This is a genomic window from Microcoleus sp. POL10_C6, assembly GCF_036701585.1.
Classification (GTDB): domain Bacteria; phylum Cyanobacteriota; class Cyanobacteriia; order Cyanobacteriales; family Microcoleaceae; genus Microcoleus.
The window spans coordinates 166,919-192,556 of sequence record NZ_JAUBRB010000005.1 but is presented as its reverse complement, the minus strand read 5'-3'; the positions used below and the strand labels follow the sequence as shown (position 1 = coordinate 192,556).

Genomic DNA, 25,638 nt, shown 5'->3' with positions numbered 1-25,638 from the left:
AAGCTATAAAAGCGATGGTTAATCCAGATCTGCAAGAACCATCTTTAATTCCTCAAATTTAGACCTGAATCCTTACACTATATCTATCGCGCGATTGCTTCCCAAAACTCCTACGGGATACTGATTAAATAACTCTAGCAATGCTCGCATTAATTGTGAACTCTTCTCTTCCTTCGCCTCGAAAGCGGTTCATTATATCCGGCAAAAAACAAAGTGGAGCTTTCGCTGCACAATTACGAAATCTCCACTTTTATCAATATTCTAGTGGCTGCAAAAACCCTGTGGTCTTCACTCCATTTTACTTGTACAAAACAGCGTCTTTCAAAGTAGCGATCTTAGCTAGCGCTTGATCAAGATCCTCTTGGGAGGCGCCGTGGGCAACTATTGCATCGGTCAAATGCTTCACAATTGCATCAAAATGTTCAGGCTGTAAATTCAAACCTGCGTGTGCTTTCTCCATTGAACGGCCTGAGTATTGCTGGGAGCCGCCGAGGGCATAAGAGATAAAAGCAGTTTGATGACGCCGCTGCTTTTCCATATCTGTATGATCGAAGAAGTGGCTCACTATCTCGTCAGCCAAAACATCGCGGTAAAAATCATCTACCATCTCTTTAATGGCTGGTTCTCCACCCATTTTCTCGTACAATGTTGTTGGCATATCGTTTCAGCGAGTTGTTTTTTTTACTTACTCTTTAATTATAGCTGGCCGCTTTGCTTTTTTCCACTCTGTAAGATATTAATTTAATCTGAAATAATTACTTAGTAACTGTTGGGACTGGTGGTATTTTTTAGACCAATTAGTATCATTGTAAACTTTATTAAGGGTCTATCGCCAGTTAGATATTGTCGATCGCCCTCCCAGCCTTTTGACCTAATGCACGGATTGCTTGTTTTAGCAAGATGTTTTCGACACAGCGCCAACACGCATCTGTTTTCCAGCTAGCAAACTCAAGAAATCCGTGATAAAATAGCGGCCGGATGCGATCGCCCAAATTAGGCTCGCCCCTGCAATTGGAGAAGTTAAAATAAATGGGCGATCGGCTGCCCAGCGGCATCATGTATAATGGAATTGCAAATATAATCGAATCACCACAACGCTCGCCTGTATACTGATATTCTGCCGTTTCTCGTCGGTTTTGACACTTCCGGGCGATCGCCCGCAGCTAAGAAAAACCTTTAACTTAAGTACGCGGACACAAATAAACATTATTATGTCATTGCGCGGAACCAAGCAATCCCAAGTAGGAGCGATTGCTGCATTTCTATCTGCTGTTTCCTTAAACTTTGATGATTTTTGAGTGCCTTGAAATACTATAGCCAACATCCTAACGCTTTCTCGATCGACTACCTCAACGACTTGCGAGGAGGAATTCTAGCCTCCCCTTATCTAGCAATCAACAACCTCAATCGCGATTTCATTGGCACAAAAGGGTTTTCCGTGGTGTTTCAACGTTCGGAAATCGCCGAAGTAGAACGGCGCTTCCCTTTGTTCAAACCCTATCTAGACCAAGCATTACTGCCTGAATGCAATGCTTTTTACCTCAACCCTTTGTTGCTGGGTGAAGGTTCCCGCGTCGATCCGCATATCGATCGATCTTTGCGATCGTACTGCAAAACTGTTGAACCTCCCGCAGCCGTCAGCGTTTTATACGTACAAGTGCCGCCGAACTTGCAAGGGGGAGAGTTGATACTGCGGCGCAACAAACAGCAAGTCGGGCAGATTAAGCCACAAGCCAACTCGCTGATCTATTTTCAAGGAGATTTGACTCACTCTGTCAACGCTGTTAAAAGTAGCGGAACTCGTTTGAGTTTGGTTTGCGAACAGTACAGTTTGAGCGAAACAGAACTGCAAGATATTCCAGGATTCACAGTGGAATCTAGGGCCGTAAAAGCAAAAAGCAAGTAAGGTTTATTCGCTCCTGGGCGGGTGATAAATTCAGAACACGCTTAACCAGCCGCTTGCATCAAGGGGTTCAATCACCGCCAACTTATGTGCTAGGAGATTATCCATAATCCGATGATCCACAAGAAGAAACGCAAAAAGTTACTTTTATTGGCAGCATTCTTAGTCTCGCCATTTATTTCTTGGTTCCTGAGTGCGATCGCACTATTTCTCAGTCTCTGGGTCATCGTACCAGCACCCACGATGTTCCTGTACCCTTTGGCGGTGGGAGCACCCGAAATCAGTCCTTGGTTGGTCGCTATCAATACGATCGCCCTTCTGCTGAACCTGCTCAAACGGCATCAAGGCAAAGTCTACATTATTTTACTGATTTGTAACCTGTTCGCCCTCATCCTGGGCCTGCTACCCCTGATGCAGTTCCCAGCAGCCAATGCAGCCATAGCTACCCAAATGCAAGCAGTTTTAGGGGAAAACTATTTAGCAGCCATTCCTCAATCCCATCGCGCGCAGCTACGCCCTCAACCGTTTATCCTCGCAGATACGTTCCGAGGAATTCCCATCAGAGACGTTAGGATCGATCGGGCTATTGTATTTGCCAACCCTGACGGAGTTTCACTGCAACTAAACCTTTATCGGCCGGTGGAAATTGGCAAATATCCGGCGATTATCACGCTCTACGGGGGAGCTTGGCAGAGAGGTAATCCCGATTCCAATGAGGAATTCAGCCGCTATATGGCAGCTCAAGGCTATTGTGTGGTTGCAATTGATTATCGCCACGCTCCCAAGTATCGATTTCCTGCTCAGCTTGAGGACGTACAAGCCGCTCTTTCCTATATCAAAACTCATGCTGCTGATTGGGAAATCGATCTCGATCGAATTGCTTTGATGGGAAGGTCTGCAGGTGCCCATTTAGCAATGCTAACTGCTTATAATTCTAGTGTGCTTCCTGTTCGAGCAGTGGTGAACTATTACGGGCCAAATGACCTGCTCCGGGGATACAATGACCCACCTTTTCCTGATGCCATAAATGTTCGAGCCGTCTTGCGTGCTTTTCTGGGAGGAACGCCAGACGAACTCAATGAGCTTTACCGTCGGGCTTCTCCCATAAATTATATTAAACCCAATCTTCCCCCTTCTCTACTGGTTTATGCAGGCCGCGACCATATCGTTCAGCCCAAGTTTGGTCGATCGCTCTACCAACGATTGCGAGCCACGGGCGATTCCCTACGGGATAGCTTCGCTTCACGGGCTATTTTGCTCGAAATTCCTTGGGCTGAACACGCCTTTGATGCAGTTTTTAATGGCCCGAGCAATCAATTAGCTTTGTACTACACAGAACGCTTTTTGGCTCATACTCTGAAGTCTTCGGATTACCAACCACTTAACTAAAAACTATCAACTTACTCATTTATGCTCAATAAACTGCGGCTATAACAGTTTAATAAGTTCCCAAATCTCGTAAAGATTTCTACGGCCAATTGTCGCACCAAATTTTAGAATAGTTGCCAGACTTTATTTATTATATAGCGGTTCTCAAGCGTGGTGACGTATGCGCTGCGCGGGCCAATGCCCCAGGCCCCATGCCCCAGGCCCCATGCCCCAGGCCCCATGCCCTGTTAAACTGAAACCCTGCGGTTGTGTGCGCTTGGTGCGATCGACCTTTCTGAAAAAAACCTAAAATTATGTAGCCTACAATACATTTATTTGGTTAATGATTGTTTAAACTCTCCAAGTGTAGATTGTGTACTCTCCATAATTCTCCAAAACTCCTAAACGAGTGCGTTGTTTGCTGGACTGCGATTTATCGATCGTCGAACTGTTAAAAACCATAAGTAGTTTTGACCTGAATTCATCGGAATTGATTCGCACAAAATTTTTGAGCTGACCAGGGTGAAGATTAGTTACGAAATTTGTGCAGTGCAGACATCTATAATGTTGACTCAAGTTTGTACAGGCTCTTGCCATTTATCTTCTTGCTAATAATCGCAATCCAACCGCATCTCACACTGGATTGTCACAGCCGATGGACGGCGATGTCATTGTGCCTCGCTCCTCCAATCTTTTCGAGCCTGCCAAAAAAGGCATTCTCCCAAAAGTTAGCTTTGACTAAAAACGTTGGGTAAATCTCAGATGTTGCACCATGATCAAGAACAGGCTTTCATGCCTATTCCACAAAGAGTGATTTTTCTTGTGGGGAGTAGGGGTTGGGCAGGAGAACCCGCCCGTCCCAGACTTATTGAGAATAGTGCAAAATGTGAGGTAAATTCAGCATATTCGTCAATCGTTAGACTTTTGCTAACATCTATTTTTTCTCAATTACTCGTCCCGCAATACCAATAAAAATAACCATGAGTGGAAACGAATCGCGCGTTCAAGCAATTTCTCAAATCGTCAACCGCAAACTGATGCCGGGTCGGCCTCCCAAGCGGCTCGAAGATATGTGGGCAACAGACGTTTTTACTCTGAGCAAGATGCAAGAAAGTCTGCCCAAAAGCATTTTCAAATCAGTAAAAAACACCGTTCAAACCGGCCAAAAACTCGATCCTTCCGTAGCTGATGTAGTTGCAGTAGCAATGAAAGATTGGGCTATTTCCAAAGGAGCCCTCTACTACGCCCACGTATTCTACCCGCTAACCAACGGTACCGCCGAAAAGCACGACGGTTTCATCTCAGTGCAAGGCGACGGCTCCGTCATCTCAGAATTTGCAGGGAAAGTTCTCGTACAAGGGGAACCCGATGGCTCCTCCTTCCCCAACGGCGGCATCCGTTCCACCGCCGCCGCTCGCGGATATACAGCCTGGGATGTCACCAGCCCTGCTTATGTCATGGAAACAGACAACGGCATGACATTGTGCATTCCCACTGTTTTCATCTCCTGGACAGGTGAAGCCTTAGACAAGAAAACGCCGCTGTTGCGTTCCATTGCCGCCATGAACAAAGCAGCAACCCGAGTGTTAAAGCTATTAGGCAATACCGAAGTTGCTCCGGTAAATTCCAGTTGCGGTTCCGAACAAGAATACTTCCTGGTAGATGCCAATTTCACCAACAACCGCCCCGATTTACTGCTAGCAGGTCGCACCCTGTTTGGCAAACCTCCTGCGAAAGGTCAGCAATTTGACGACCACTATTTTGGAGCGATTCCAGAGCGCGTTCAAGTCTTCATGCAGGAAGTAGAAGAAAGAATGTACCGGCTGGGAATTCCTGCCAAAACTCGCCACAACGAAGTAGCTCCCGGTCAGTTTGAAATTGCACCAGTTTTTGAAGCAGCAAACGTCGCCAGCGACCACCAACAATTAACCATGACAATTCTCCGCAACACTGCGAAGAAACACGGTTTTATGTGTTTGCTGCACGAGAAGCCTTTCGCCGGCATTAACGGTTCTGGCAAACACGTCAACTGGTCGGTCGGCAATGCCACCCAAGGAAACTTATTAGACCCCGGCGATACACCGCACTCGAACATACAATTTTTAGTTTTCTGCGGCGCTGTGATTCGCGGAGTTCACAAATACGGGCCGCTACTGCGCGCGGTAGTTGCTACTGCCAGCAACGACCACCGATTGGGGGCAAATGAGGCTCCACCAGCAATTATCTCTGTCTATTTGGGTTCGCAATTAGAAGATATCTTCGGGCAAATTAGCCGAGGAGAAGTTAAGGACTCTAAAGGTCGGGGAATTATGAACTTAGGTGTAGAAACACTGCCTACTTTCATGAAGGATGCTGGAGACAGAAACCGGACTTCGCCCTTTGCTTTTACTGGAAACCGATTTGAATTCCGGGCAGTAGGTTCCGGTCAGTCTGTTTCCGGGCCGCTGGTGGCGATGAATACAATTCTTGCAGATTCTTTGGACTGGATTGCTAACAAATTAGAAAGCGATTTGGCTAACGGAACTGAACTGAATGCTGCCATCCAAACCATTCTCAAAGAAGTGATGGACGAGCACGGTGCGGTTGTATTTGGTGGCGACGGCTATTCCGAAGAATGGCACAAAATGGCCGTTGAGGAACGGGGTTTAGCTAACTTGCGGACTACGGCAGATGCTTTACCCGTGTTGAAGGAAGGATACATTGAAGACTTGTTTGAAAAGACAGGTGTTCTGACTCCAGTTGAATTGGAAAGCCGTTACGATGTTTATGCTGAGCAGTATTTGCTGGCAATTGAAGTCGAAGCAAAACTGGTAATAAGCATGGCAAAAACCATTATTTACCCCGCAGCTTTGAGGTATTTAGCTGAAGTTTCTGGAACGATTTCTAAATTGAAAGAGATTGGGATTGAACTGGAAAAGGAAAGTGCCGAAAAAGTAGCGGTGCTGGTTAAGTCCATGATTGATACTGCCAGCAAATTGAGTGCTGCTTTGAGCAAGCACGATTTTGCTTCGACAGAAGACCATATGCAATATGCTTCGCAAACAATTTGTCCTTTGATGGATGAGGTTCGCAAGTATGCGGATGCTCTGGAAGGTGAAGTGGCTGATGATTTGTGGCCGCTGCCTACTTATCAAGAAATGCTGTTTGTTAAGTAAGAGCAAACAAATTCGGTTAATTGCAGGTTAGAGTTGTAAGGACACGGCAGTGCCGTGTCCTTACTTGTTTTTGAGGTTAAATGAGTCGTACGCTGAATCGGCCAGAGTCATTAAATCCCAGCTACAGTAAGAGTTGTGAAGATTGTTGAGATACGGTTCAACAAATTTTATGGGGGTAGAAAAAGTAACCTTGCTGCGAAAAGCTATTATGCGGATTCAATCTCTCTTGAAACAAATGACTCTGGCGGCTCTAGCTCTATTTTTTGCGATCAGTTGCAGTCGATCGACTCCGAACGTAGACTCTGCCCCTGAAACCAGCACCTCTAGCAGCTTTAGAGTGGCAATGCTCACCACAGGCGCCAAAGACAACCAAAGTTGGGATCAAGCTTGCTTTGAAGGATTGAATCTAATCAAAAATAAATTTAATGCTGAGGTAGACATTACTGACAGTATTGACGGTGAAAATAGTGAAGCTACCATTCGCAAATATGCCCAGTCCGGCTATGACCTGATAATTGCCGCCAGTGGTGCCTATTCCACAACTGCCGAAAAGCTCGCTAAAGAATTTCCACGCACGAAATTTGCCCTGATTACAACGCATCCAGGGAATAACAGAAATTTAGGGGCTGTTGCCTTTCGATCGGGTGAAGTGGGGTACCTCACAGGCGCTTTGGCTGCCATGAAGACCAAAAGCAATAAAGTTGGCTATATTGTGGGTGAACCTTATCCCGTTTACCAAGAAGAAGAAGCCTTGTTTAGGCGGGGAGTCAAGGCAACGAATCCCTCTGTTCAAGCCTCCACTGCTTTTCTAGATTCTTGGGTTGATACGGAAAAAGCCACCAAAATTGCAACGGATATGGTTGCCTCTGGAGTAGATGTTTTGACTTTCAACGCGGGTGAGGCAGGGTTAGCCGCGCTAATAGCCGTTTCGCAAAAGCCAGGAGTCTTTGTGATTGGTAGGACAAAGGATCAGTATGAAGTGGCTCCCGGCAAAGTCCTCACTAGCGTTCTGCAGGACATTCCCAATCTTGTGCTAAATGTGGCAGTGTTAACCCAGCAAGGTCGCTGGGAAGGAAAACTTTACAAGTTTGGGCTCAAGGAAAAGATCTACGACTTTGCCCCTTTCCGTGGTAGTCTCACGTCTCAGGAAGAGGACACTTTCAAGACCATCCGAGAAGCTGTGACGACTGGCCAAATTGATGTGTCTCCTTAGTGCGCGCATTAATTTATTTACCAATATTGATCCTTAAGTCCGATGCAAAATCAACGCAACGATCGCGCTGTGCCGATCGCCAGAAGTTCTCGTTCTCATCCTTGGCAACGCTTCTTTTCTATTGCAAATCAGCTCCGCTATGGTTTGATATTTTTGGTTCTTCTGAGCTTACTGCCCACAGGTGGCTTGCTGATCTACCTCAGCTTTCAGGCGCAGATCCAGCAATCGCGATCGCTCCAACAAGCGCGTAGCCAGACAGCAGGAGGGCAGATTGATAATTATCTAGATGACTTGAAACGAAAACTGAGCTATTTAGCTAGGGTCAAAGGACTCACCAACTTTCAACCTCAAGTGCAGCAGAGCCTGTTGGAAGGGTTGATTCGTCATAATGATGCTTATGAAGCAGTTGCCATTTTGAACAGGAAGGGAAAAGTTGTTGCGTCAGTTTCACCCTATAAACCGCTTAAATTAGAAAATCCAGCCAATTCGCCACTGTTTATTCGTGCTTTTAAACAACAGGAAGATTATGTCAGTCCTGTAGAAATTAATCCTACAAATCACCAACCAACCACCCTTCTGGCGGTTCCGATTCGGAATGAGCGAGATGAGGTGGATGGGGTGCTATTAGCAGAGGTAAATCTCAACTTTCTCTGGTTTATTGTTTCCCAAACAGATGTTGGTAAGACGGGTTATGTCTATGTAGTTGATGAGCGTAATTTTCTCATTGCTCAAAAGGGTAGTAAGCCAGAAACTTTTCAAGTTCAAGATATTTCTAAGCGCCCCTTTTTTCAATTCTTGAAAGCATCCGAAAATACTAAGCACCTTAATGTTTATCAGGGTCTAAAGCAGGTAGAAGTATTGGGAGCCAGTGCCTTAGTTCGGAGCGTGAATTGGAATGTGGTTGTAGAACTGCCAACGGCTGAGGCCTATGCTCCCGTTTACCAAATGCTCTCAATTATGGGAGGCTCATTGACGCTGGTGACGATCGTCGCTGTTGGCATTGGGTATCTATTTATTCGGCAAATTGTGGTGCCGCTACAGCGCTTAACCACGGCAGCTACTGAACTCAGTGCGGGGCAATTAGAGACGCGGGTCAACATCGACAGCCAAAACGAATTGGGGACATTGGCGATCGCCTTTAACAATATGGCAATCCAGTTAGAGGAACTGATTAAAGCATTTGAAGTGGAACGCAATTTTGTTTCAGCAATTCTTGAAATTGCAGGTGCCCTGGTAGTTGTGCTCGACCCGCAGGGACAAATCGTTCGCTTTAACCGAGCTTGCGAACAAATGACTCATTACTCATTTAGTGAAGTGAAAGGGCGCTACATTTGGGAATTGTTCCCGACCTCAGACTTAGCAGGACTTGCCAAAACTGCTTTTGAGTCTTTACAATCTGGTAATTTTCCCCAGCAGTATGAAGGCAGTTGGGTGAGCAAAGATCAACAACTCAGACTCATTGCCTGGTCAGATACTGCTTTACTGGATAATGAAGGTGAAATTGAGTACATCATCAAAACAGGGATTGACATTACTCAACGGAAACAGACAGAAGAGGAACTCAAAACGTCGGAACAGCGACTATCTTATCTATTCCGCCAAAGTTCACTGGCAGTTGTGGAATGGGATTTAAACTTTAAAGTCACTGCTTGGAATCCAGCGGCCGAGCAGATTTTTGGTTACACGGCGAAAGAGGCGATCGGACACCATCCCGCAGAATTAATTGTGCCTGCGCCTACCAGAAAGATAGTCAATCAAGTTATGAACGAGCTGTTGATTGAGGCCGGAGGACGCTACAGCGTCAATGAAAATTTTACGAAAGACGGCAAAATCATTATTTGCGAATGGTTCAATACGCCTTTAGTAGGGGATGGTGGAAATATTGTTGGAGTCGCATCCTTGGCACTGGATATTACTGAGCGCAAGCAAGCCGAATCTGCGTTAAGGCAAGCAAAAGAGGAAGCTGAGGTTGCACTCAAAACCTTACAGCAAACTCAGGCACAGCTTATTCAGGCAGAGAAAATGTCAGGTTTGGGGCAACTGGTTGCTGGTGTTGCTCACGAAATTAATAATCCAGTCAACTTTATCTATGGCAACCTGAGCCATACTGCCGACTACACGCAAAATTTACTACAGTTGATTCAGCTTTACCAGCAAACCTATCCAACTAATACCGAAATTCAGGAAAAAATTGAAGAGTTCGAGCTGGACTTCATTAGTGAAGATTTACCCAAAATCCTGACTTCAATGAAGGTAGGAGCCGATCGCATTCGTCAAATTGTCCTGTCGCTACGAAACTTCTCGCGGCTAGATGAGGCAGAAATGAAGCCAGTTGATATCCACGAGGGAATTGACAGCACATTGATGATTTTGCAAAATCGACTCAAGGCAAATCCGGCTCATCCTGCTATTGAAATTGTCAAAGAGTACGGCGACTTACCGCGAGTAGAGTGCTATGCGGGACAGTTGAACCAAGTCTTTATGAATCTTCTGGCAAATGCGATTGATGCTTTAGAAAACTACGACAATCAGCGTTCTAGAAAAGACATCCAAACAAATCCCAGTCGCATCACTATTCGGACTAAGCTAGTCACAAACGAAACTGGGCCCGGTTGTTCTAAAAACGTGGTGATTCAAGTTCAAGACAATGGACCAGGGATGACGGAAACTGTTAGACAACAGGTGTTCAATCCCTTCTTCACCACCCAACCAATTGGTAAAGGAACTGGATTAGGACTATCCATCAGCTATCAAATTGTAGTTGATAAGCATGGTGGCTTACTCCAGTGCTTCTCTCAACCCCATCAAGGAGCAGAGTTCCGCATTGAAATTCCTGTGTTACAAAGCGGTGCTGTAGCACCCGTCGGTAAATAACTGCGATCGCATTCCTCTATAAAACCCATTTGATATCTTTTAGGCGACCGAGTCAAATGCACAGATAATAGGTGGATTCAAACAGGTAAAAGTGATATCGTTTCCGGTTGCATCGAAATAATAAAATCCAGTCAACATTTAACACTCAACCATTGAGTTTTTCCACCCCTCCTTCTACAGTCAACAATCACCTGACGGTACAACCGGAAGTGATATGAAACATTTGGTATTTCAGCGATTTGAGTGATAAAGAGTGGGGAATTATCGAGCCATTACTGCCTCAGAAGAAGAAAACTCGATCTCCACTTAAGACAAAGTGGCAAATTTGATTCGGGCATATCTTATCAACTCAAGAATGGTTGCGATGGGGAGCATCTCATATTTGTAACAACACTTCTTCTGGCTCCTGCCTTCTTCCTCGTGCCTTCTGCCTCAAAACTTAGATCTCTAGCTTGCTTGGCTACAAAAGTGAGATTCTCCCCCACGATGTAATCCGCCATATGCTGACGATTCCATTAAGAAACGAAAAGCTATGGATACTCAAGTGAGAAAATGTGCTATTGTTAATCCTATACAGGTAATCAAGACAAGAGCACAGATTCCTAGAGTGTCAGAGGTAGGATAGTTGTGCGCTTATGTAACTCCTATCAAAAAGGAATTTTTAATTTTTTATGGAAAAAACTCAAGAGTTACAATTATCCAAATGCCCAACGGGAATTCAGGGACTCGATGAAATCACCGATGGAGGCTTGCCCCAAGGCCGACCAACCTTAATCTGCGGGTCAGCGGGCTGCGGTAAGACCTTATTTGGTGTGGAGTTTCTCGTGCGCGGAGCAACGCGGTACGGAGAACCAGGCGTTTTAGTCACCTTTGAAGAAACTGCGTCAGAAATCACCCAAAACGTCGCCTCTTTAGGGTGGAATTTAAATCAGTTAATTGCTGAAGGTAAAATATTAATAGATCATGTTTATATTGAACCCAGCGAAATTGAGGAAACAGGAGAATATGACCTAGAAGCCCTATTTCTTCGTCTAGGCTATGCGATCAAAAAAATTGGCGCTAAACGGGTACTTTTAGACACGATAGAAGTCTTGTTTGCTGGTTTAGCCAATGCCAACATTGTCCGAGCCGAGATACGCCGTTTATTTCATTGGTTAAAAGACCAAGGTGTGACAGCCGTGATCACAGGGGAGCGAGGAGATCGCACCTTAACCCGTCAAGGTTTAGAAGAATATGTTTCGGATTGTGTGATCAAATTAGAGCAAAAAACCTTTCAAGAAATCGCCACCAGAACCCTTCAAATTGTCAAATATCGTGGCTCACGCCATAGTAACAATGAGTATCCTTTTTTAATTGAACAAACTGGCATTTCGGTCTTACCCATTACTTCCTTAAAGTTAGATCATGCGGTTTCTAATGAGCGAATCTCAACGGGCATTTCCCAGCTTGATGAAATGTTTGGCGGGCAGGGCTACTATCGGGGTAGCAGTATTCTTGTCACAGGCAGGGCAGGAACGGGAAAAACAACGCTGGCCGCTCATTTTGCCCAAGCAACCTGCCTGAGAGGCGAACGGTGTTTATATCTCGCCACCGAAGAATCCCCCCAACAAATTCTCCGCAATTTAAAGTCGATTGGTCTGGACTTAGCCCCCTATGTAGAGCAGGGATTATTGCAATTTGATGCGGTACGTCCCACTAACTACAATTTAGAAATGCGTTTGTTTAAAATCCATCGTTGGGTAAAAGAATTTCAACCAAGCACGATTATCGTCGATCCGATGAGTAATCTCATTTTTAGTGGAAGCTTTATGCAAACAAAAAGCTTTTTCATGCGTTTGATTGACTATTTAAAGAGCCAACAAATCACCGTTTTTTTGGCAGATTTAACGCCCGGTGATACTGACAGTGACCACGAACAGACAGAAATGGGTGTTTCCTCTCTGATGGATACTTGGTTAGAACTCCAAACGCTCAAGGTGAATGGGGAGCGCAATCGGATTCTCTATGTCCTCAAATCTCGTGGTATGATGCACTCTAATCAAGTACGGGAATTTATCGTCACCTCTGAAGGCGTAAAGTTGGTCGAGGTTTACTTGGGAGATGGCAAGGTATTAACAGGAACGGAAAGAATCAATCAAGAACTAAAGGAACAATCTGCCGCTAAAAAACGCCGACAGAATTTTGAACAAAAAAAACGGGAGTATGAACAAGAGAAAAAACTCGTACAAGCTCAGATCAATGATCTACAAATGCAATTGCTCAATCGAGAGGCGGAGTTAGATTGGCTGCTTGAAGAAGAGCAAGAGGAAGAAAAAGCGCTGCTGGAGAATCGAACCTTTATGGCAAGGTTACGTCATCTTAATCCCTAAAACCTCTCTATAAGGAGAAACAGCATGACAGATAATGTAACAGATAATTTGTCACAGGCCACTAATCCAAAAGGGTCAGATATGTGGCAAATGCGATTATATGTGGCGGGACAAACACCTAAATCTCTGGTTGCTTTTGCCAATTTGAAGAAGATATGTGAGGAATATCTTCACGGTCAATATACCATTGAAATTATTGACTTAAGTCAACAACCGCAGCTAGCCATAGAAGATAGCATCGTTGCTCTACCGACTCTCGTTAGAAAATTGCCAGAACCGATTAAAAAGATTATTGGTGATTTATCAAATACTGAAAAAGTTCTGGTAGGACTGCAAATTCTTCCTCGAGTCGATGAACAATAACTGAAGATAGAGGCACTAACAATGATTGACTCCGAAGATGTTAAACCAACAACCACAGAACTTTTTGAACAGTCCCTGTCCCAATCGAAGGAAGAGCATTATATCCTACGTCTTTATATTTCAGGTACAACGATGCAATCGGTGACGGCGTTGCAAAACATCAAAAAGATTTGTGAGGAACATCTCCAAGGGCGTTATGAGTTAGAAGTTATTGATATTTATCAACAGACAGAATCTGTTATTGCGGAGAACATTGTGGCTGTTCCCACCTTGATAAAAAAGTTACCTCTGCCCTTACAAAAGATGATTGGCAATTTATCGAATACAGAAAAAGTCTTACTTGGTCTTAATCTCGTGCCTAAAAAAAATATAATTGGAGAGGAAAGAAATGAAGGATTCTCTGAGCCCTCTTGAAAAAATGAGCCAAGAAGTCGAAACCCTAAATCGGGAATTGGCCCAGGTGCAGGAACGCCTAAATGTAGCGGAAGAAACGTTGCAGGCGATTCGTTCTGGGGAAGTTGATGCTGTTGTTGTTTCTACGCAGGGAGGAGAGCGAGTTTTTACGCTTCATGGGGCAGATTATGTTTATCAGTGTTTAGTGGAACAAATGGGCGAGGGAGCTGCTACCGTATCTTCTGAAGGTTTGATTTTGTACTGTAATCAGCGACTCTCAGAACTCTTAAATTGTCCTTTAAAAAATATGATAGGCTCTCAATTAGAAACCTTTATTATGCCCAAGTACAAAAAAGGATTTTTACTACTTTTGCAGCAGGTTCAGACAGAGGAAACTGTCACTAGAGAATTATCTTTGATCACAGCAACGGGAAATAAGGAAGTACCTGTTAAATTATCGTTTAAACAACTTCAGATAGATGAGATTTTAGTTAATAGTATTGTTGTGACTGATATTACAGAATCTAAAATAAAAGAATCTGCGAAACTCACTCACATTCTCAACAGCGCGATCGCCGTTATTAAAAATTTTCGTCTTTTGACTGATGGTACTTTAGAGATCGATTCTTGGATAGGCGGAACTCAACAGATTTTGGGCTATAGCTTAGAAGCAGTGCAAGCAGATTCTGCCTTATTCATAGCGAATATATTGCCCGAAGATCGAGAAAAAACGCTCGCTTCATTTATCGAATATATTCAAGCGGGGCGCTCTGGTGTGATCGAATATCGGTTTTTGCATGGCGATCGCACGATTCGATGGCTTGCCTCAAACTATGTTGCTGAATGGGATAAAGAACAAGATTGTTGGGTGGGCATAGAAATTATTACGGATATTACCCAACGTAAAGAAACAGAGCAAAAAATTGCGGAACAAGCAGCCTTAATTGATATTGCTAGTGATGCCATTTTTGTAAAGGATTTAGACGATCATATTTTATTTTGGAATAAAGGAGCTGAACGTTTATATGGTTGGGAAGAAGCCGAAGTTATAGGGCATAAAACTCAAACCTTATTTAATCAACCCTGTAAACTAACTGAGCCGATCCAAATCACTACCGAGCAAGGCAGTTGGCAGGGGGAAATAGAGCAACTTACTAAAACAGGTAAGAATATAATCGTAGAAAGTCGTAAAACACTGATAAAAAATCAATTTCACCAATCCCGATCTATCCTGGTTGTTAATAGTGATATTACTGAAAAAAAACACCTTGAGAAACAGTTTTATCATGCCCAGCGATTAGAGAGTTTAGGAACGTTAGCAAGTGGAATAGCACATGATTTAAATAACATTCTCACCCCAATTCTGGGAGCTAGTCAACTGCTTCCTCTCAAAATTACCAATATGAATGAACCGACACAAAGACTGTTAAGACTCCTTTCGGGTAGTGCTCAACGTGGGGCTGATTTGGTCAAGCAAATTCTTCTTTTTAGTCGAGCAACGGATGGTGAATATGTAATATTACAACTAGGCGATTTGCTCCTAGAAGTGATCGGTGTTGTTCAACAAACATTTCCCAAATCAATAACTATTTCGACTAAAATTCCCGCAATGGAACTATGGACAATATCGGGTGATCCTACCCAGATACACCAAGTATTTATGAATCTGATGATTAACGCTAAGGATGCCATGTCATCAGGAGGAAGTTTGACCATCTCTGCCGAAAATCGCTCATTGGATGAAGATGATGCCCTGCTGAATTTGGAAGCAAAAGCAGGCTGTTATGTGGCGGTGAGGGTGGCTGATACAGGAATTGGTATGCCGCCAGAATTGTTAAACCGAATTTTTGACCCCTTTTTCACTACCAAGGAAGTTGGCAAAGGAACAGGGCTAGGATTATCAACAGTAATGGGGATTGTCAAAAATCATGGCGGTTTTGTTAAGGTTTATAGCGAGTTGGGTAAGGGTACGGAATTTGAGGTTTTATTACCAGCTATAGAGGGAGAAGTGAGCCTCACAACCGTAGAAAAAGCAATGCATAGAGGTAACGGCGAGTTGATTTTAATTGTTGATGATGAAGCCTCTATTCGAGAGATCACACAGACTTCTCTAGAAAACTATAACTACAGAACAATACTCGCTAGTGATGGGCTTGAAGCCGTCGATCTCTATAGCGAACATCAACAGGAAATTAGTGTGGTTTTAATGGATATGATGATGCCTAACCTAGATGGTGTTTCCGCAATGCGCGCGTTGCAAGAAATTAATCCTGGGGTGAAGATAATTGCGACTAGCGGACTCCTTGCTAACAGAAAGCTGGCATTAGATGCTAATGTCAAAACATTTTTGTTAAAACCTTATACGATCGCACAGTTATTACAAATCTTAACGGAGATACTGCCGCGAGACGAGAATAAAGCAAATCGCATCCCGCCCCTTACCTCTCAAGAGTCTTCTTCATTGCCGAGGGTTGAATTGTCTAGAGATGCTTTAGCACTGATGCCCCCCGAATGGTTACAGCAAATGTATGATGCGGCGTACTATTGTGATGGGGATATCTTGCTGGAATTAATTGAACAAATACCTACTTCTCAAGAGGCGATCGCGAATGCTCTCAAAGATTTAACGCTGAGTTTTAAAATGGATATCATTATGGAATTAACTGATTTATCTAAATTAGGACTTACGAACGAGCCCTAGGAAGAGAAGGCTATTAAAGTTGCTGAATAAAAAGTATTACGGGTAAAACAATTTGGGCGATCGATTGACGATAATATCCCGGCCGGGGCGGGTTTTTGAGAGGGTCAATTATTGGCAGATATTGGCAGGTTTACCCGCCCCTACCTGATTTCGGGCGAAGCGAAGCGGAGGGAATCGAGGGGACATGATATTACGGGTAAGACAATTTGGACGATCGACCTTTGTGTCTAAATTAGTCGATCGCCCAGACTCAAATTCCCTCAATCAAACTATTTTCTCGCTAGAAAGTTCCCCACTAGCAGGAGGCTCTACCGTATCGCCAAAGGCAACCCGCAGAAAAGGCGGAGCCAAAAAAGTCGTCAGAATCACCATGATAATAATCGAGACTTCTAACGGTTTATCCAAAACCCCACTCGCCGAACCGATGCCGGCAAACACTAACCCGACTTCGCCCCGAGGAATCATCCCCACTCCGATCGCCAATCGATTAATTCCCGGCTGACCAAACACTGCCCAACCAGTCACCAACTTGCCCGCAATCGCCACCGCAATCAAAAATACCGCAATCAAAAGCCCCGCCCGATTATCCGGCACTGTTGGGTTCAAAACTCCCAAATCCGCCCGAGCCCCCACGGTTACAAAAAAGATGGGTACAAATAAATCGGCGATGGGTTTCACCAATTCATCCAACTCCTGGCGCGCATCGCTTTCATCCAAAACCAAGCCCGCAGCAAAGGCACCCAAAATCGCTTCGAGATGAATTGCATTGCCCAGAAAAGCCATGAAGTAAGCAAAAATAAATGCCGGGATGATAATATTACCGCGAGTTTTGAGTTGACCCACCACCGCCGAGAAGGTTTTGTCGAAGATGCCCCCCAACAGAATCGAACCTAGCAGAAACGCAGTTGCACTGACAATCAAATAGATGACATTAACAACATCAATCTCACCGGTTTTGGCTAAACTGGCGACAACAGCCAGGACAATAATTCCTAGCACATCATCAATCACCGCCGCACCGACAATAATTTGACCTTCTTTAGAGCTCAGTTGTCCTAAATCAGACAACACTTTGGAGGTAATTCCGATGCTGGTTGCCGTCAAAGCAGCCCCTGCAAAAATCGCCGGAATCGCCGCCGTGTGGAAAATTATCATCAAGCCCGCAGTACCAGCGGCAAAGGGAACTGCCACACCTACGCAGGCGACAACGGTGGCTTGAATTCCCACTGCTTTCAGTTGTTTGAGATCCGACTCTAAGCCAATTTCAAACAGCAGAATAATCACGCCTAATTCAGCTAGCACTGCAATGACTTCACTCTGCGATTCAAAGACACTGGTGAGGGCGGCAGGAGACAGATGATTAATCGATTGCAGAACTGTCATAATCCCTGAGTTGGATGCTGACAGCCCGCTTCCGGGAAAAACGACTAGGTGTAAAGCAGATACGCCAACAATTACCCCTGCTACAAGTTCACCCAAAACCGGCGGAAAATCAAACTTTAGAGCCACTTCTGCGCCGATTTTACTGGCGATATAAATCACTACCAAAGTGAGCAAAACTCCGCTGAGGACGATCGGCGAATTTTCTGCCTCGACTGTTGCTAACAAAGGTATGGGAGCAACTAGGGATGCCATCCCAGAACTTAAAGCTGTAATTGTATGGTTCAAAAACATGGTTACGATGATGGTAAGAAAAACGATTCTACGGTGACTGTTGACTGTTGACTGTTGACTCTTGATTGTTGACTGTTGACTGTTGATTGTGAGTCGGAAATTGATAACTGTTACATATTGGGTAGCCAGTTAACTCGACATGACTATCAAGCAAAACTTGAAGAACCCAAATCTGGCGGTACATCCTGCCACCGCCCTTGTCCGACTGCTTGAATTGCTTCTTTTAGCAAGATATCGCCGGTATAAATTGCCCTACCGACGATCGCACTTTTGACACCAATTGGTTCCAAAGCCAGCAAACTCAACAAATCTACGATCGAACTAACGCCACCGGAAGCAATCACCGGAATCGAAATAGCGTTAGCAATTTCGCGCAAAGATTCCAAATTCGGCCCTTCCATAGTACCGTCACGGTGAATGTCGGTGTAAATAATTTCAGCCGCCCCTAACTCGGCCATTTTTTGCGCCAATTCTGTCGCTAAAACTTCCGAAGTTTCTAGCCAGCCTCTAGTAGCAACTTTACCATTTCTGGCATCGATGCCGACCAGAATTTGATCGGGAAATTCGGCGCACAATTCGCCAACTAATTGCGGTTGTTCGACGGCGACAGTGCCGAGAATGACGCGCCGGACGCCTAAATTGAGGATAGCAGCAACAGAAGCGCGATCGCGCATTCCGCCACCTACTTGACAGGGAACGTCTACTGATCGGACGATCGCTTCAATGGCGGCTTGGTTGACTGGATGACCAGCTTTAGCGCCGTCGAGGTCTACTAAGTGCAGCATTGTCGCGCCTTCATTTACCCACTGTCTGGCGACTTCGACGGGGTTGTCGTTAAAAGTTTGAGACTTCGCGTAGTCTCCCTGATACAATCGGACGCATTTTCCATCCAATAAGTCGATCGCTGGAATTACATTCATGATTTTTCCTCAAATTGCTAATTATACCAGTTAAAAAAAAGAATGCAACTTTGGGCAATCTGCCAACTCAGACATAATCATTCCTTCCGAATTCTAAAATGTAAAATCTAAAATCTAAAATCTAAAATTGTATTACCCATTGCCATTTATTCTTGACATTCGCAACCGCTATTAAGATGAAACATAATCGCCGAAGAAAGCGTTGACCATAAAGGAGTATTGACCTCGGCTTTTTGCAAAGCTTCGGCCGTCCAGTCGTTGCAAGTTCTCAAAATATAGTAACTGCCTTTTGCTTCATAAAAACTGTCGCTGTTACCGTAGCCGTAGCTAATTTTCATTTTCTTACCTGCTGCGTCTAATTGGAATGAATTTTTAATAAAATTTACCAGCATCAGATAATTTTTTCCACTGATTTTAACACATTTGGTTTCTATATTTTGGGGGACAAGCCGATAACTTTGAACGTGTAGGGTAGACGGAGTAGGGAGAAATAGCGCCTTGAAAGCTGTAACTGGGTTGATACTTCCTGATGTGGGAGTTTCCAACATAAAAGCTCGATCTCCCCAGCCAAAAGACAAATATTTATAATCAGAAGTGGCATCTCGCCCTATTTGTGTTAGGGGTAAAAATTGATTCCAGTCAAAATATTCATTTTTAACTGGAACAATGATTTCGGTGTGGATGCCTTCGTTAGAAATGTATAGAGAGAGAGTGCAATCTGCTTGCGAGTAATTTCCCCACTTTCTGGGAGTGAGATAGCCAATTGTTAGGCAAGTGGTCAAAGATAAGATGACAATTCCTAAGCGCTGTATGCTTTTTCTCATTTTAACCGTGGGTTTCAAATTCGGCCTTCGGATGGCGGGCGCTGCATCTTTGTGGGAAAGAATTCTTGCAGGGCATAATTGCGCTGTTCGGGGGTTTCGTTAGCCCAATTAGACAAACTTTCGTAGAAAAAGAACGACACGCCAGCGAAATCTCTTTTTCGCACTTCTTGCACTTGTTCTTGAATTTGTTTTAGGGGCACGGAATTATTTTTAAGACCAGTTAAAATGCCGATCGCAGTTGGAATGTTAAGTTTAGCCAATTTAACTTCTTCCCGTTCCAGTTCTGCACTAAAACGCTTGATATCGCTGCGATAAACCTGCAACACAATTTCTTGGATGTAGCCGCGTCTTTCCCAGGTAAACCAGTCCTGCAAGTGGGCGGGTAAAGAAAAGTGAAAAGGGTTCGGAGATAAGCTGACAATACATTTTTCTTTGCGGGATTTGATGGCGCGGGAAACTCGCCCCACGAAGTCGTTAATTTTGTCAGCGCGCCAGCGCACCCAGAAGGTTTCGCGGGGGTCGTCGGAGGGAGGGCTTTTGATTTGTTGCTGATACATTGACACTGTTAACGGCTCGTAGCCAAATTCTACGGGCAAGCCGAAATGGTCGTCAAATTGAATACCATCTATATCATAATTAGCGACAATTTCTAGGATTAAATCTGAGATAAATTGCTGGACTTCGGGATGAAAGGGATTCAGCCAAACTCGATCGTGTTGGCCTTCTTTCCAAATAGTTGAACCGTCGCGCCGCTGCGCCAGCCACTCTGGGTGAAGTGTGGCTAATTCCGATTCGGCGGGAGCCATGAAACCAAACTCAAACCAGGGGATTACTGCTATACCTTTTTGGTGGGATTGTGCTATAATTTCTTTGAGGATGTCTCGGTCTTTCAATCCGGGCGAGGGGTCGATCGACTGTCCGAATACTCGTTGGGCTGCAGCACTCGGATAAAGCGTATAGCCTCCTTGCCAAACCGTGGGATAGATGGTATTAAAATTGAGTCGATCGAGTCGATTTACAGCGTCAATGATGTTGTTGCGGGAGAACATAACCTCGCTGTCAATGTTCGTCAGCCAGACGCCTCGCAATTCGGTTGTTGGGGTTTTGGGCGGGGTTTGAGCCAAGAGACGCGGGGATAAAATCGCGGAGGAGGTAAGGGCGATCGTAAAAACAACTATTAAAGCCAGTATCCGCTGCCATTTGTGCACTTTAATCATCAATTTGTCGCAAGTATGATTATTTTTAGACTGATATTTTACCGTATAATTAGCTTGTTAGGGTGCGCCAGCTAGGGTTATTTGATTAAAAGTCGATCGAACATTTCCTGACACACCTACTATTTTTGATATTATTGGGGGTCAACGATGGTACCCATAAATAATATTGTTCCTGTAGTATTGTCTCGAATGGCACAAAAGAATGGACGGTTTACTTTCATTTGAAAAGGCGAGCTTCGGGTTCCGATGGAAGTCACGGCTGCTGCTTCTGTACCTTCTTCGTTTACTTCGACAAATGTTTTGTGTTGTACTGAATCTACTGCTATTTTGTCATCAGTCATCGGAGAAAAGTCGGCTTTTGAAATATCAAAAATTCCTGCCATTCCCAAAGGTATGAGTGTGTTGCTGAGTTCAACTTTATAATCAATCTTGAAGCGCGGTATTTCAATTATACCCTTTTTTTCGCTAAATTGTTGCCTCCATTTATCCCAGTTTGCTGGTGTTAGTTGCTGCAAGAAAGTGGCCAAATTGCTATTGGAGTTGGGCAAGAAAATATACATAGCCAGAGCGCCTTCTTTTCCGTAAGGTAAACTGACTGCTTGAAATTGGTGTGTTTCGTAGTACCAATAAAAGCCTTTCTGAGACATCATCGGATGCTGTTTTGAACTGCCATCGGGTAAAGAGAAAGTTTTGTTGGCAGTTTGAGATTTATCAAAGGGGGTTTTCCAGTTGCCTTTGAAATAGATGGCGTTAATCAAAAACAAGACTTGATCCGAACTAATTCGATCGACTATTTTATCAATTTTTCCTTGAGTTTTTTGGCTCACCCAGTTGTTAATGATGCTGGGAGCTTGCGGATTCATAAAGTCTAGTTCGGTAAGATGAGCATTGTAGTAGTGTTGATTTATTTGCAGAAATTCTGGTTTTAAGGAGAAGCCTTGTTTCGCCCAAAGCGAGTTTGCAATTGATACTTGGACATTGGGGTCAACTTTCTGCAAACTATTTTGCAAAGCTTGATTTCCTTCGTTGACTTCTTGGGGAGTCATTCCCGTTAATTCGAGAACTTTTGTCATTTCTTGTTTGGTTTTTCCGCTAACTCCGTTGTATGCCATTGATAGTGCGAGGGCGACAGAAGTAGGGGAAATAAAGATATTTTGATTCGGCTGTTGTTTGGTGAGGGAGTTGAACAAGTTAAAGCCAAATTTGGTATTAGCTGCAACAAGTCTGGCGTCTACATTGCTCGGATTGTTAGGGGGTGTCATGGCTGCAGCTTTTGAGTGAGGAGGATTTGCGAGGTTGATGGGGTTAATTTTCAGTGACGGCGCTAATTCTGCGAAAATTGCTAATGTAATGATGGCGACAGTAGCCAGCCTGGTTTTCCATGACATAACAGTTCTCTTTGGTTGATATTTTGGGTGATGTGGTATCACGTTTTTACCTCTTTGTTTTTAGTTTCGCGACTGGGGACTAAAGTTTTTGAGAGTTTAATATAGTAAGGATTAAAGTCCTTACTATAAACAGTTGGTTAACTATTTTTAGGAATAGAGAGGATAGCTTTTAAGAGTAACCTTGCAGTTTCATAACTTGGCGGTAGTGCGCTTCAATCTCGCTCACCGTTTGCGATTGACGCTTGCTATTCCACTCGCTGCGATCGAATAATTCCCGCCTCAAAGCATCAACATCGATCGTTTTCACCTTACCTTTGGCAACAATTTGCTTGCCGTTTACCCAAACGCTATCTACCGCATTAGTCGGGCGTCCCAAAATCAGCAAGCCGATCGGATCTGTGCGTGGCAGCAATGATAAACTGGTTAAATCATACAGCACCAAATCTGCTTTTTTACCGACTGTCAGCGAGCCCATTTCATCGGCGAGATTCAAGCCTTTTGCTCCTCCCAGGGATGCCATTTCTACAGACTGGCGCGGTGTAATCCATTGGCGGTAATCCAAATCCGTGATATTGTGCAAAATCGAACCAATTTTAATCGCTTCCAGCAAATCTTGAGAGTCATTGCTAGCAGCGCCGTCACAGCCAAAAGATACGTTGACTCCCGCTTGACGGTATTTCAAAATCGGTGCAATGCCACTTCCTAACCGCAAGTTGCTGAGGGGATTGTGTACGACTGTCGCTCCCGTTTCTGCCATAATCGCAATGTCGGAATCGTCCAGCCAAACGCAATGCGCTAAGGAAGTTCTGGGACTCAAATAACCAATTTTTTGCAGGTGTTCGACAGCGCTACAGCCGTATTTTTCGTAAGCTAACTGTTTTTGAGCGGGGGTTTCTAAGAGGTGGGCGTGGCGGCAAAGATTGTAGCGATCGCTCAAATCGATGCAGCCTTCAAACAAAGCATCGGAACACAGTTGAATTCCCGTCGGCGCCAATAATATATTAACACCTTTTTCGGGATTGTGAAACTGTTTTATGGCTGTTTCCATTAACTCCAAAGTTGCCTTGGTCGAGCGAATGTAAGCCGCGTGTTCGATGCCACTATCGCCAGAAGGCATTCCCGCTGTCAGGGATTCATCTTGAATTAACGGCCCGATAAAAGCGCGGATGCCGATTTCTTGATAAGCGCGAACAGCGGCGGCGATTGTTTCTAATTCTTGCCCCGGAATCAAAACTAAATGATCGACTACGCTTGTACCGCCCGACAGCAATGTTTCTACCGCAGTTCCCAAGGCACTCAAATAAACTTGTTCGGGATCGAGAGGCGTAAAATCGTATAATTCGGCAATCCACAACTCCAGCGGCAAAGGGGGAATAATACCCCGCTGCCACATTTCTGAAGAGTGAGTGTGGGCGTTGACAAAACCGGGCAGCAGCAGCTTATTTTTGCCATCGATAACTGTTCCCGCAGGCTCTAAATTGAGGGCAATCGCACTTATGCAATTATCCACCACTTGCACATCTGCGGTTTCATAACCGCTATCAACCGGAATTAAAGCATTTTGAATTGTAAAACTCATAGATTTACCCTTTTTATAAATTTACATTGATTTTTATTGTATGCTTCCAGGGCGCTAACATTTGCGATGCCCAACTTTAATAAAGTTAATAAATCCTAAATTTTATAAAAAAGTGACCACGGATACTTAATTATAGCAAAGATTTAAGATATGACAAGTTAGTAACCATCAAATAGTTATAAGATTGAAATTGTTTTTGAGTCAAAATCAATATGAATCCTGATTCTCTCCGCACCTTGGGCGTACCGCCGAATGCTTGGAAAGTTGATGCAAAAATTGCCGATATCACCCGATCGCCGATCGCGCCTCAACCTGTTACCCTGGAAACAGAAACTAAAACCCTGCGTTTGGACTTAGCAAAAGCAGCAATGTTGGTGATAGATATGCAAAACGATTTCTGTCATCCCGACGGTTGGCTAGCACATATTGGCGTAGATGTAACGCCCGCCAGAACTCCAATTAATCCTTTAAAAAATTTGCTGCCAAAATTGCGATCGCACGCAGTACCAATTATTTGGATCAACTGGGGAAACCGCCCGGATTTGCTCAATATTAGTGCAGCTTCCCGTCACGTTTACAATCCCACAGGCGACGGCGTAGGTTTGGGAGATCCGCTGCCAAAAAACAATGCACCTGTACTGATGGCTGGGAGTTGGGCGGCGCAGGTTGTCGATGAATTAAAACCCAAACCGGAGGATATTTGCGTTGATAAATATCGGATGAGTGGCTTTTGGGATACTCCTTTAGATAGTATCTTGCGGAACCTCGGCAGAACTACACTTTTCTTTGGAGGAGTAAACGCCGATCAGTGCGTCATGGCTACCCTGCAAGATGCTAATTTCCTCGGTTACGACTGTATTTTAGTCAAAGATTGTACAGCGACGACATCTCCGGAGTATTGCTGGCAAGCTACTCTTTATAACGTTAAACAATGTTTTGGTTTTTTGTCGGATTCTCAGGCTATGTTAGAAGCAATTAAATAGCAGTCATCAGGGGAGTATCCCTCTGGAGTATAAAAAGCGTTTTTTAGGAGTGCGAGAGTCTCGCACAGCAAAGCCTATATCTCGCTTCCTGCTCTGACAGCGAACTCTCCTGTGAAATCAATAAACTTTGGAGGTTGAGCGGCGGACTAATGACTCTGGATTCTCACTAATGACAGCAGAAACATAACCACTGACAACTAACAATAAAAAAATGACAAACCAGTGCGTGATTCCTATTATAAAGTCTCCGAAAGACTACCAAGCATTTCGCATCAGTCCGGGCGATACTAATAGATTAGCTATCGTCTTCGATCCGGTAATAGCGAATGTTTCATTAACAGTTTGCGTGGAGATTTTCGATGTGGGGGGCAAAACTCCTCCCAACCGCCATCAATTCGCAGTAGAAATGTTTTTTGTACTCAAAGGAAAAGGGCAAGCAACCTGCGACGGCAAAACAATTAGTATTCAACCTGGAGATAGTTTGTTAGTGCCTCCAACAGGCACTCACGTAATTGAGAATACGGGCAGTGAACGTTTGTACACTTTGTGCATCATGGTGCCGAATGAGGATTTTGTGGAACTAATTCGCAGCGGCACACCAGTCGAACTCGATGAGGAGGATATGAGAGTTCTGGGGCGATCGGATGTACTCGTACCGTGCTAGGTTTGTAGTAAGAACTTGATTCCTAGGTTTGTAGTAAGGACTGGATTCTT

19 protein-coding genes are annotated in these 25,638 nt (G+C 44.3%); 11 read left to right on the top strand and 8 right to left on the bottom strand.

Annotation, left to right across the window (positions count from 1 at the left end; translation table 11 throughout):
• Positions 1 to 298: 298 nt before the first annotated feature.
• Together QUA34_RS04970 and QUA34_RS04965 are read right to left on the bottom strand one after the other, a co-directional pair.
• Positions 299 to 658, bottom strand: a complete 360-nt coding sequence (locus QUA34_RS04970) for a group 1 truncated hemoglobin (RefSeq protein ID WP_333332224.1) — start codon at positions 656 to 658, stop codon at positions 299 to 301.
• Positions 659 to 836: 178 nt separating this feature from the next.
• Entirely contained in the window at positions 837 to 1,058 is a 222-nt protein-coding gene (locus tag QUA34_RS04965) for a hypothetical protein (protein ID WP_333384494.1), read from the bottom strand.
• Between the two features lie 245 nt (positions 1,059 to 1,303).
• On the opposite strand from QUA34_RS04965, the gene QUA34_RS04960 reads away from it, so the two are divergent.
• The 9 genes from QUA34_RS04960 (at position 1,304) to QUA34_RS04920 (ending at position 16,339) form a co-directional block, all read left to right on the top strand.
• Positions 1,304 to 1,906, top strand: a complete 603-nt coding sequence (locus QUA34_RS04960; protein ID WP_333384492.1) for a 2OG-Fe(II) oxygenase — start codon at positions 1,304 to 1,306, stop codon at positions 1,904 to 1,906.
• A gap of 111 nt (positions 1,907 to 2,017) precedes the next feature.
• Entirely contained in the window at positions 2,018 to 3,292 is a 1,275-nt protein-coding gene (locus QUA34_RS04955; RefSeq protein WP_333384483.1) for an alpha/beta hydrolase, read from the top strand.
• Between the two features lie 959 nt (positions 3,293 to 4,251).
• Positions 4,252 to 6,426, top strand: a complete 2,175-nt coding sequence (locus QUA34_RS04950; protein WP_333384480.1) for a glutamine synthetase III — start codon at positions 4,252 to 4,254, stop codon at positions 6,424 to 6,426.
• Positions 6,427 to 6,595: 169 nt separating this feature from the next.
• A complete protein-coding gene (locus tag QUA34_RS04945) occupies positions 6,596 to 7,639 on the top strand; it encodes a BMP family protein (RefSeq protein ID WP_333384476.1) in 1,044 nt (347 codons plus the stop codon).
• 42 nt (positions 7,640 to 7,681) lie between these two features.
• Positions 7,682 to 10,513 (top strand): PAS domain S-box protein, encoded by a 2,832-nt coding sequence (locus QUA34_RS04940; protein WP_333332208.1) that lies wholly within the window; start codon positions 7,682 to 7,684, stop codon positions 10,511 to 10,513.
• Between the two features lie 671 nt (positions 10,514 to 11,184).
• Positions 11,185 to 12,882 carry a circadian clock protein KaiC gene (kaiC, locus tag QUA34_RS04935; RefSeq protein ID WP_333384475.1) on the top strand — a complete coding sequence of 566 codons (1,698 nt, stop codon included), beginning with the start codon at positions 11,185 to 11,187 and terminating at the stop codon, positions 12,880 to 12,882.
• Between the two features lie 24 nt (positions 12,883 to 12,906).
• The gene (locus tag QUA34_RS04930; protein ID WP_333384474.1) at positions 12,907 to 13,245 is read left to right on the top strand and encodes a circadian clock KaiB family protein; all 339 of its coding nucleotides are present in this window, start codon (positions 12,907 to 12,909) and stop codon (positions 13,243 to 13,245) included.
• A 21-nt stretch (positions 13,246 to 13,266) separates the two neighbouring features.
• Positions 13,267 to 13,659, top strand: a complete 393-nt coding sequence (locus tag QUA34_RS04925; protein ID WP_333384470.1) for a circadian clock KaiB family protein — start codon at positions 13,267 to 13,269, stop codon at positions 13,657 to 13,659.
• Positions 13,634 to 16,339 (top strand): PAS domain S-box protein, encoded by a 2,706-nt coding sequence (locus QUA34_RS04920; protein ID WP_333384469.1) that lies wholly within the window; start codon positions 13,634 to 13,636, stop codon positions 16,337 to 16,339. The genes QUA34_RS04925 and QUA34_RS04920 overlap by 26 nt, the downstream gene beginning before the upstream one ends.
• A 264-nt stretch (positions 16,340 to 16,603) precedes the next feature.
• On the opposite strand, the gene QUA34_RS04915 is transcribed toward QUA34_RS04920, so the two are convergent.
• The 6 genes from QUA34_RS04915 to QUA34_RS04890 all read right to left on the bottom strand — a co-directional run bounded on the left by QUA34_RS04915 (position 16,604) and on the right by QUA34_RS04890 (position 23,941).
• Positions 16,604 to 18,013: a cation:proton antiporter gene (locus QUA34_RS04915; protein ID WP_333384468.1), complete on the bottom strand. Its 1,410-nt coding sequence runs from the start codon at positions 18,011 to 18,013 to the stop codon at positions 16,604 to 16,606.
• A 146-nt stretch (positions 18,014 to 18,159) separates the two neighbouring features.
• Positions 18,160 to 18,933 (bottom strand): 1-(5-phosphoribosyl)-5-[(5-phosphoribosylamino)methylideneamino]imidazole-4-carboxamide isomerase, encoded by a 774-nt coding sequence (hisA, locus tag QUA34_RS04910; RefSeq protein ID WP_333384465.1) that lies wholly within the window; start codon positions 18,931 to 18,933, stop codon positions 18,160 to 18,162.
• A 146-nt stretch (positions 18,934 to 19,079) separates the two neighbouring features.
• Positions 19,080 to 19,757: a TIGR02117 family protein gene (locus QUA34_RS04905; protein WP_333384464.1), complete on the bottom strand. Its 678-nt coding sequence runs from the start codon at positions 19,755 to 19,757 to the stop codon at positions 19,080 to 19,082.
• Positions 19,758 to 19,771: 14 nt separating this feature from the next.
• Complete coding sequence (locus QUA34_RS04900; protein WP_333384460.1) at positions 19,772 to 20,974, bottom strand: glycoside hydrolase family 10 protein; 1,203 nt, start codon at positions 20,972 to 20,974, stop codon at positions 19,772 to 19,774.
• Between the two features lie 131 nt (positions 20,975 to 21,105).
• On the bottom strand, positions 21,106 to 22,362 hold the full coding sequence (locus tag QUA34_RS04895) for a serpin family protein (RefSeq protein WP_333384458.1): 1,257 nt from the start codon (positions 22,360 to 22,362) through the stop codon (positions 21,106 to 21,108).
• Positions 22,363 to 22,531: 169 nt separating this feature from the next.
• Positions 22,532 to 23,941, bottom strand: a complete 1,410-nt coding sequence (locus tag QUA34_RS04890) for an amidohydrolase (protein ID WP_333384455.1) — start codon at positions 23,939 to 23,941, stop codon at positions 22,532 to 22,534.
• A gap of 212 nt (positions 23,942 to 24,153) precedes the next feature.
• Here QUA34_RS04890 and QUA34_RS04885 point away from each other — a divergent pair, with 212 nt between their 5' ends.
• Together QUA34_RS04885 and QUA34_RS04880 are read left to right on the top strand one after the other, a co-directional pair.
• Entirely contained in the window at positions 24,154 to 24,924 is a 771-nt protein-coding gene (locus QUA34_RS04885; RefSeq protein WP_333225831.1) for a cysteine hydrolase family protein, read from the top strand.
• A 211-nt stretch (positions 24,925 to 25,135) separates the two neighbouring features.
• Positions 25,136 to 25,588, top strand: a complete 453-nt coding sequence (locus QUA34_RS04880) for a cupin domain-containing protein (protein WP_333330181.1) — start codon at positions 25,136 to 25,138, stop codon at positions 25,586 to 25,588.
• Positions 25,589 to 25,638 lie beyond the last annotated feature (50 nt).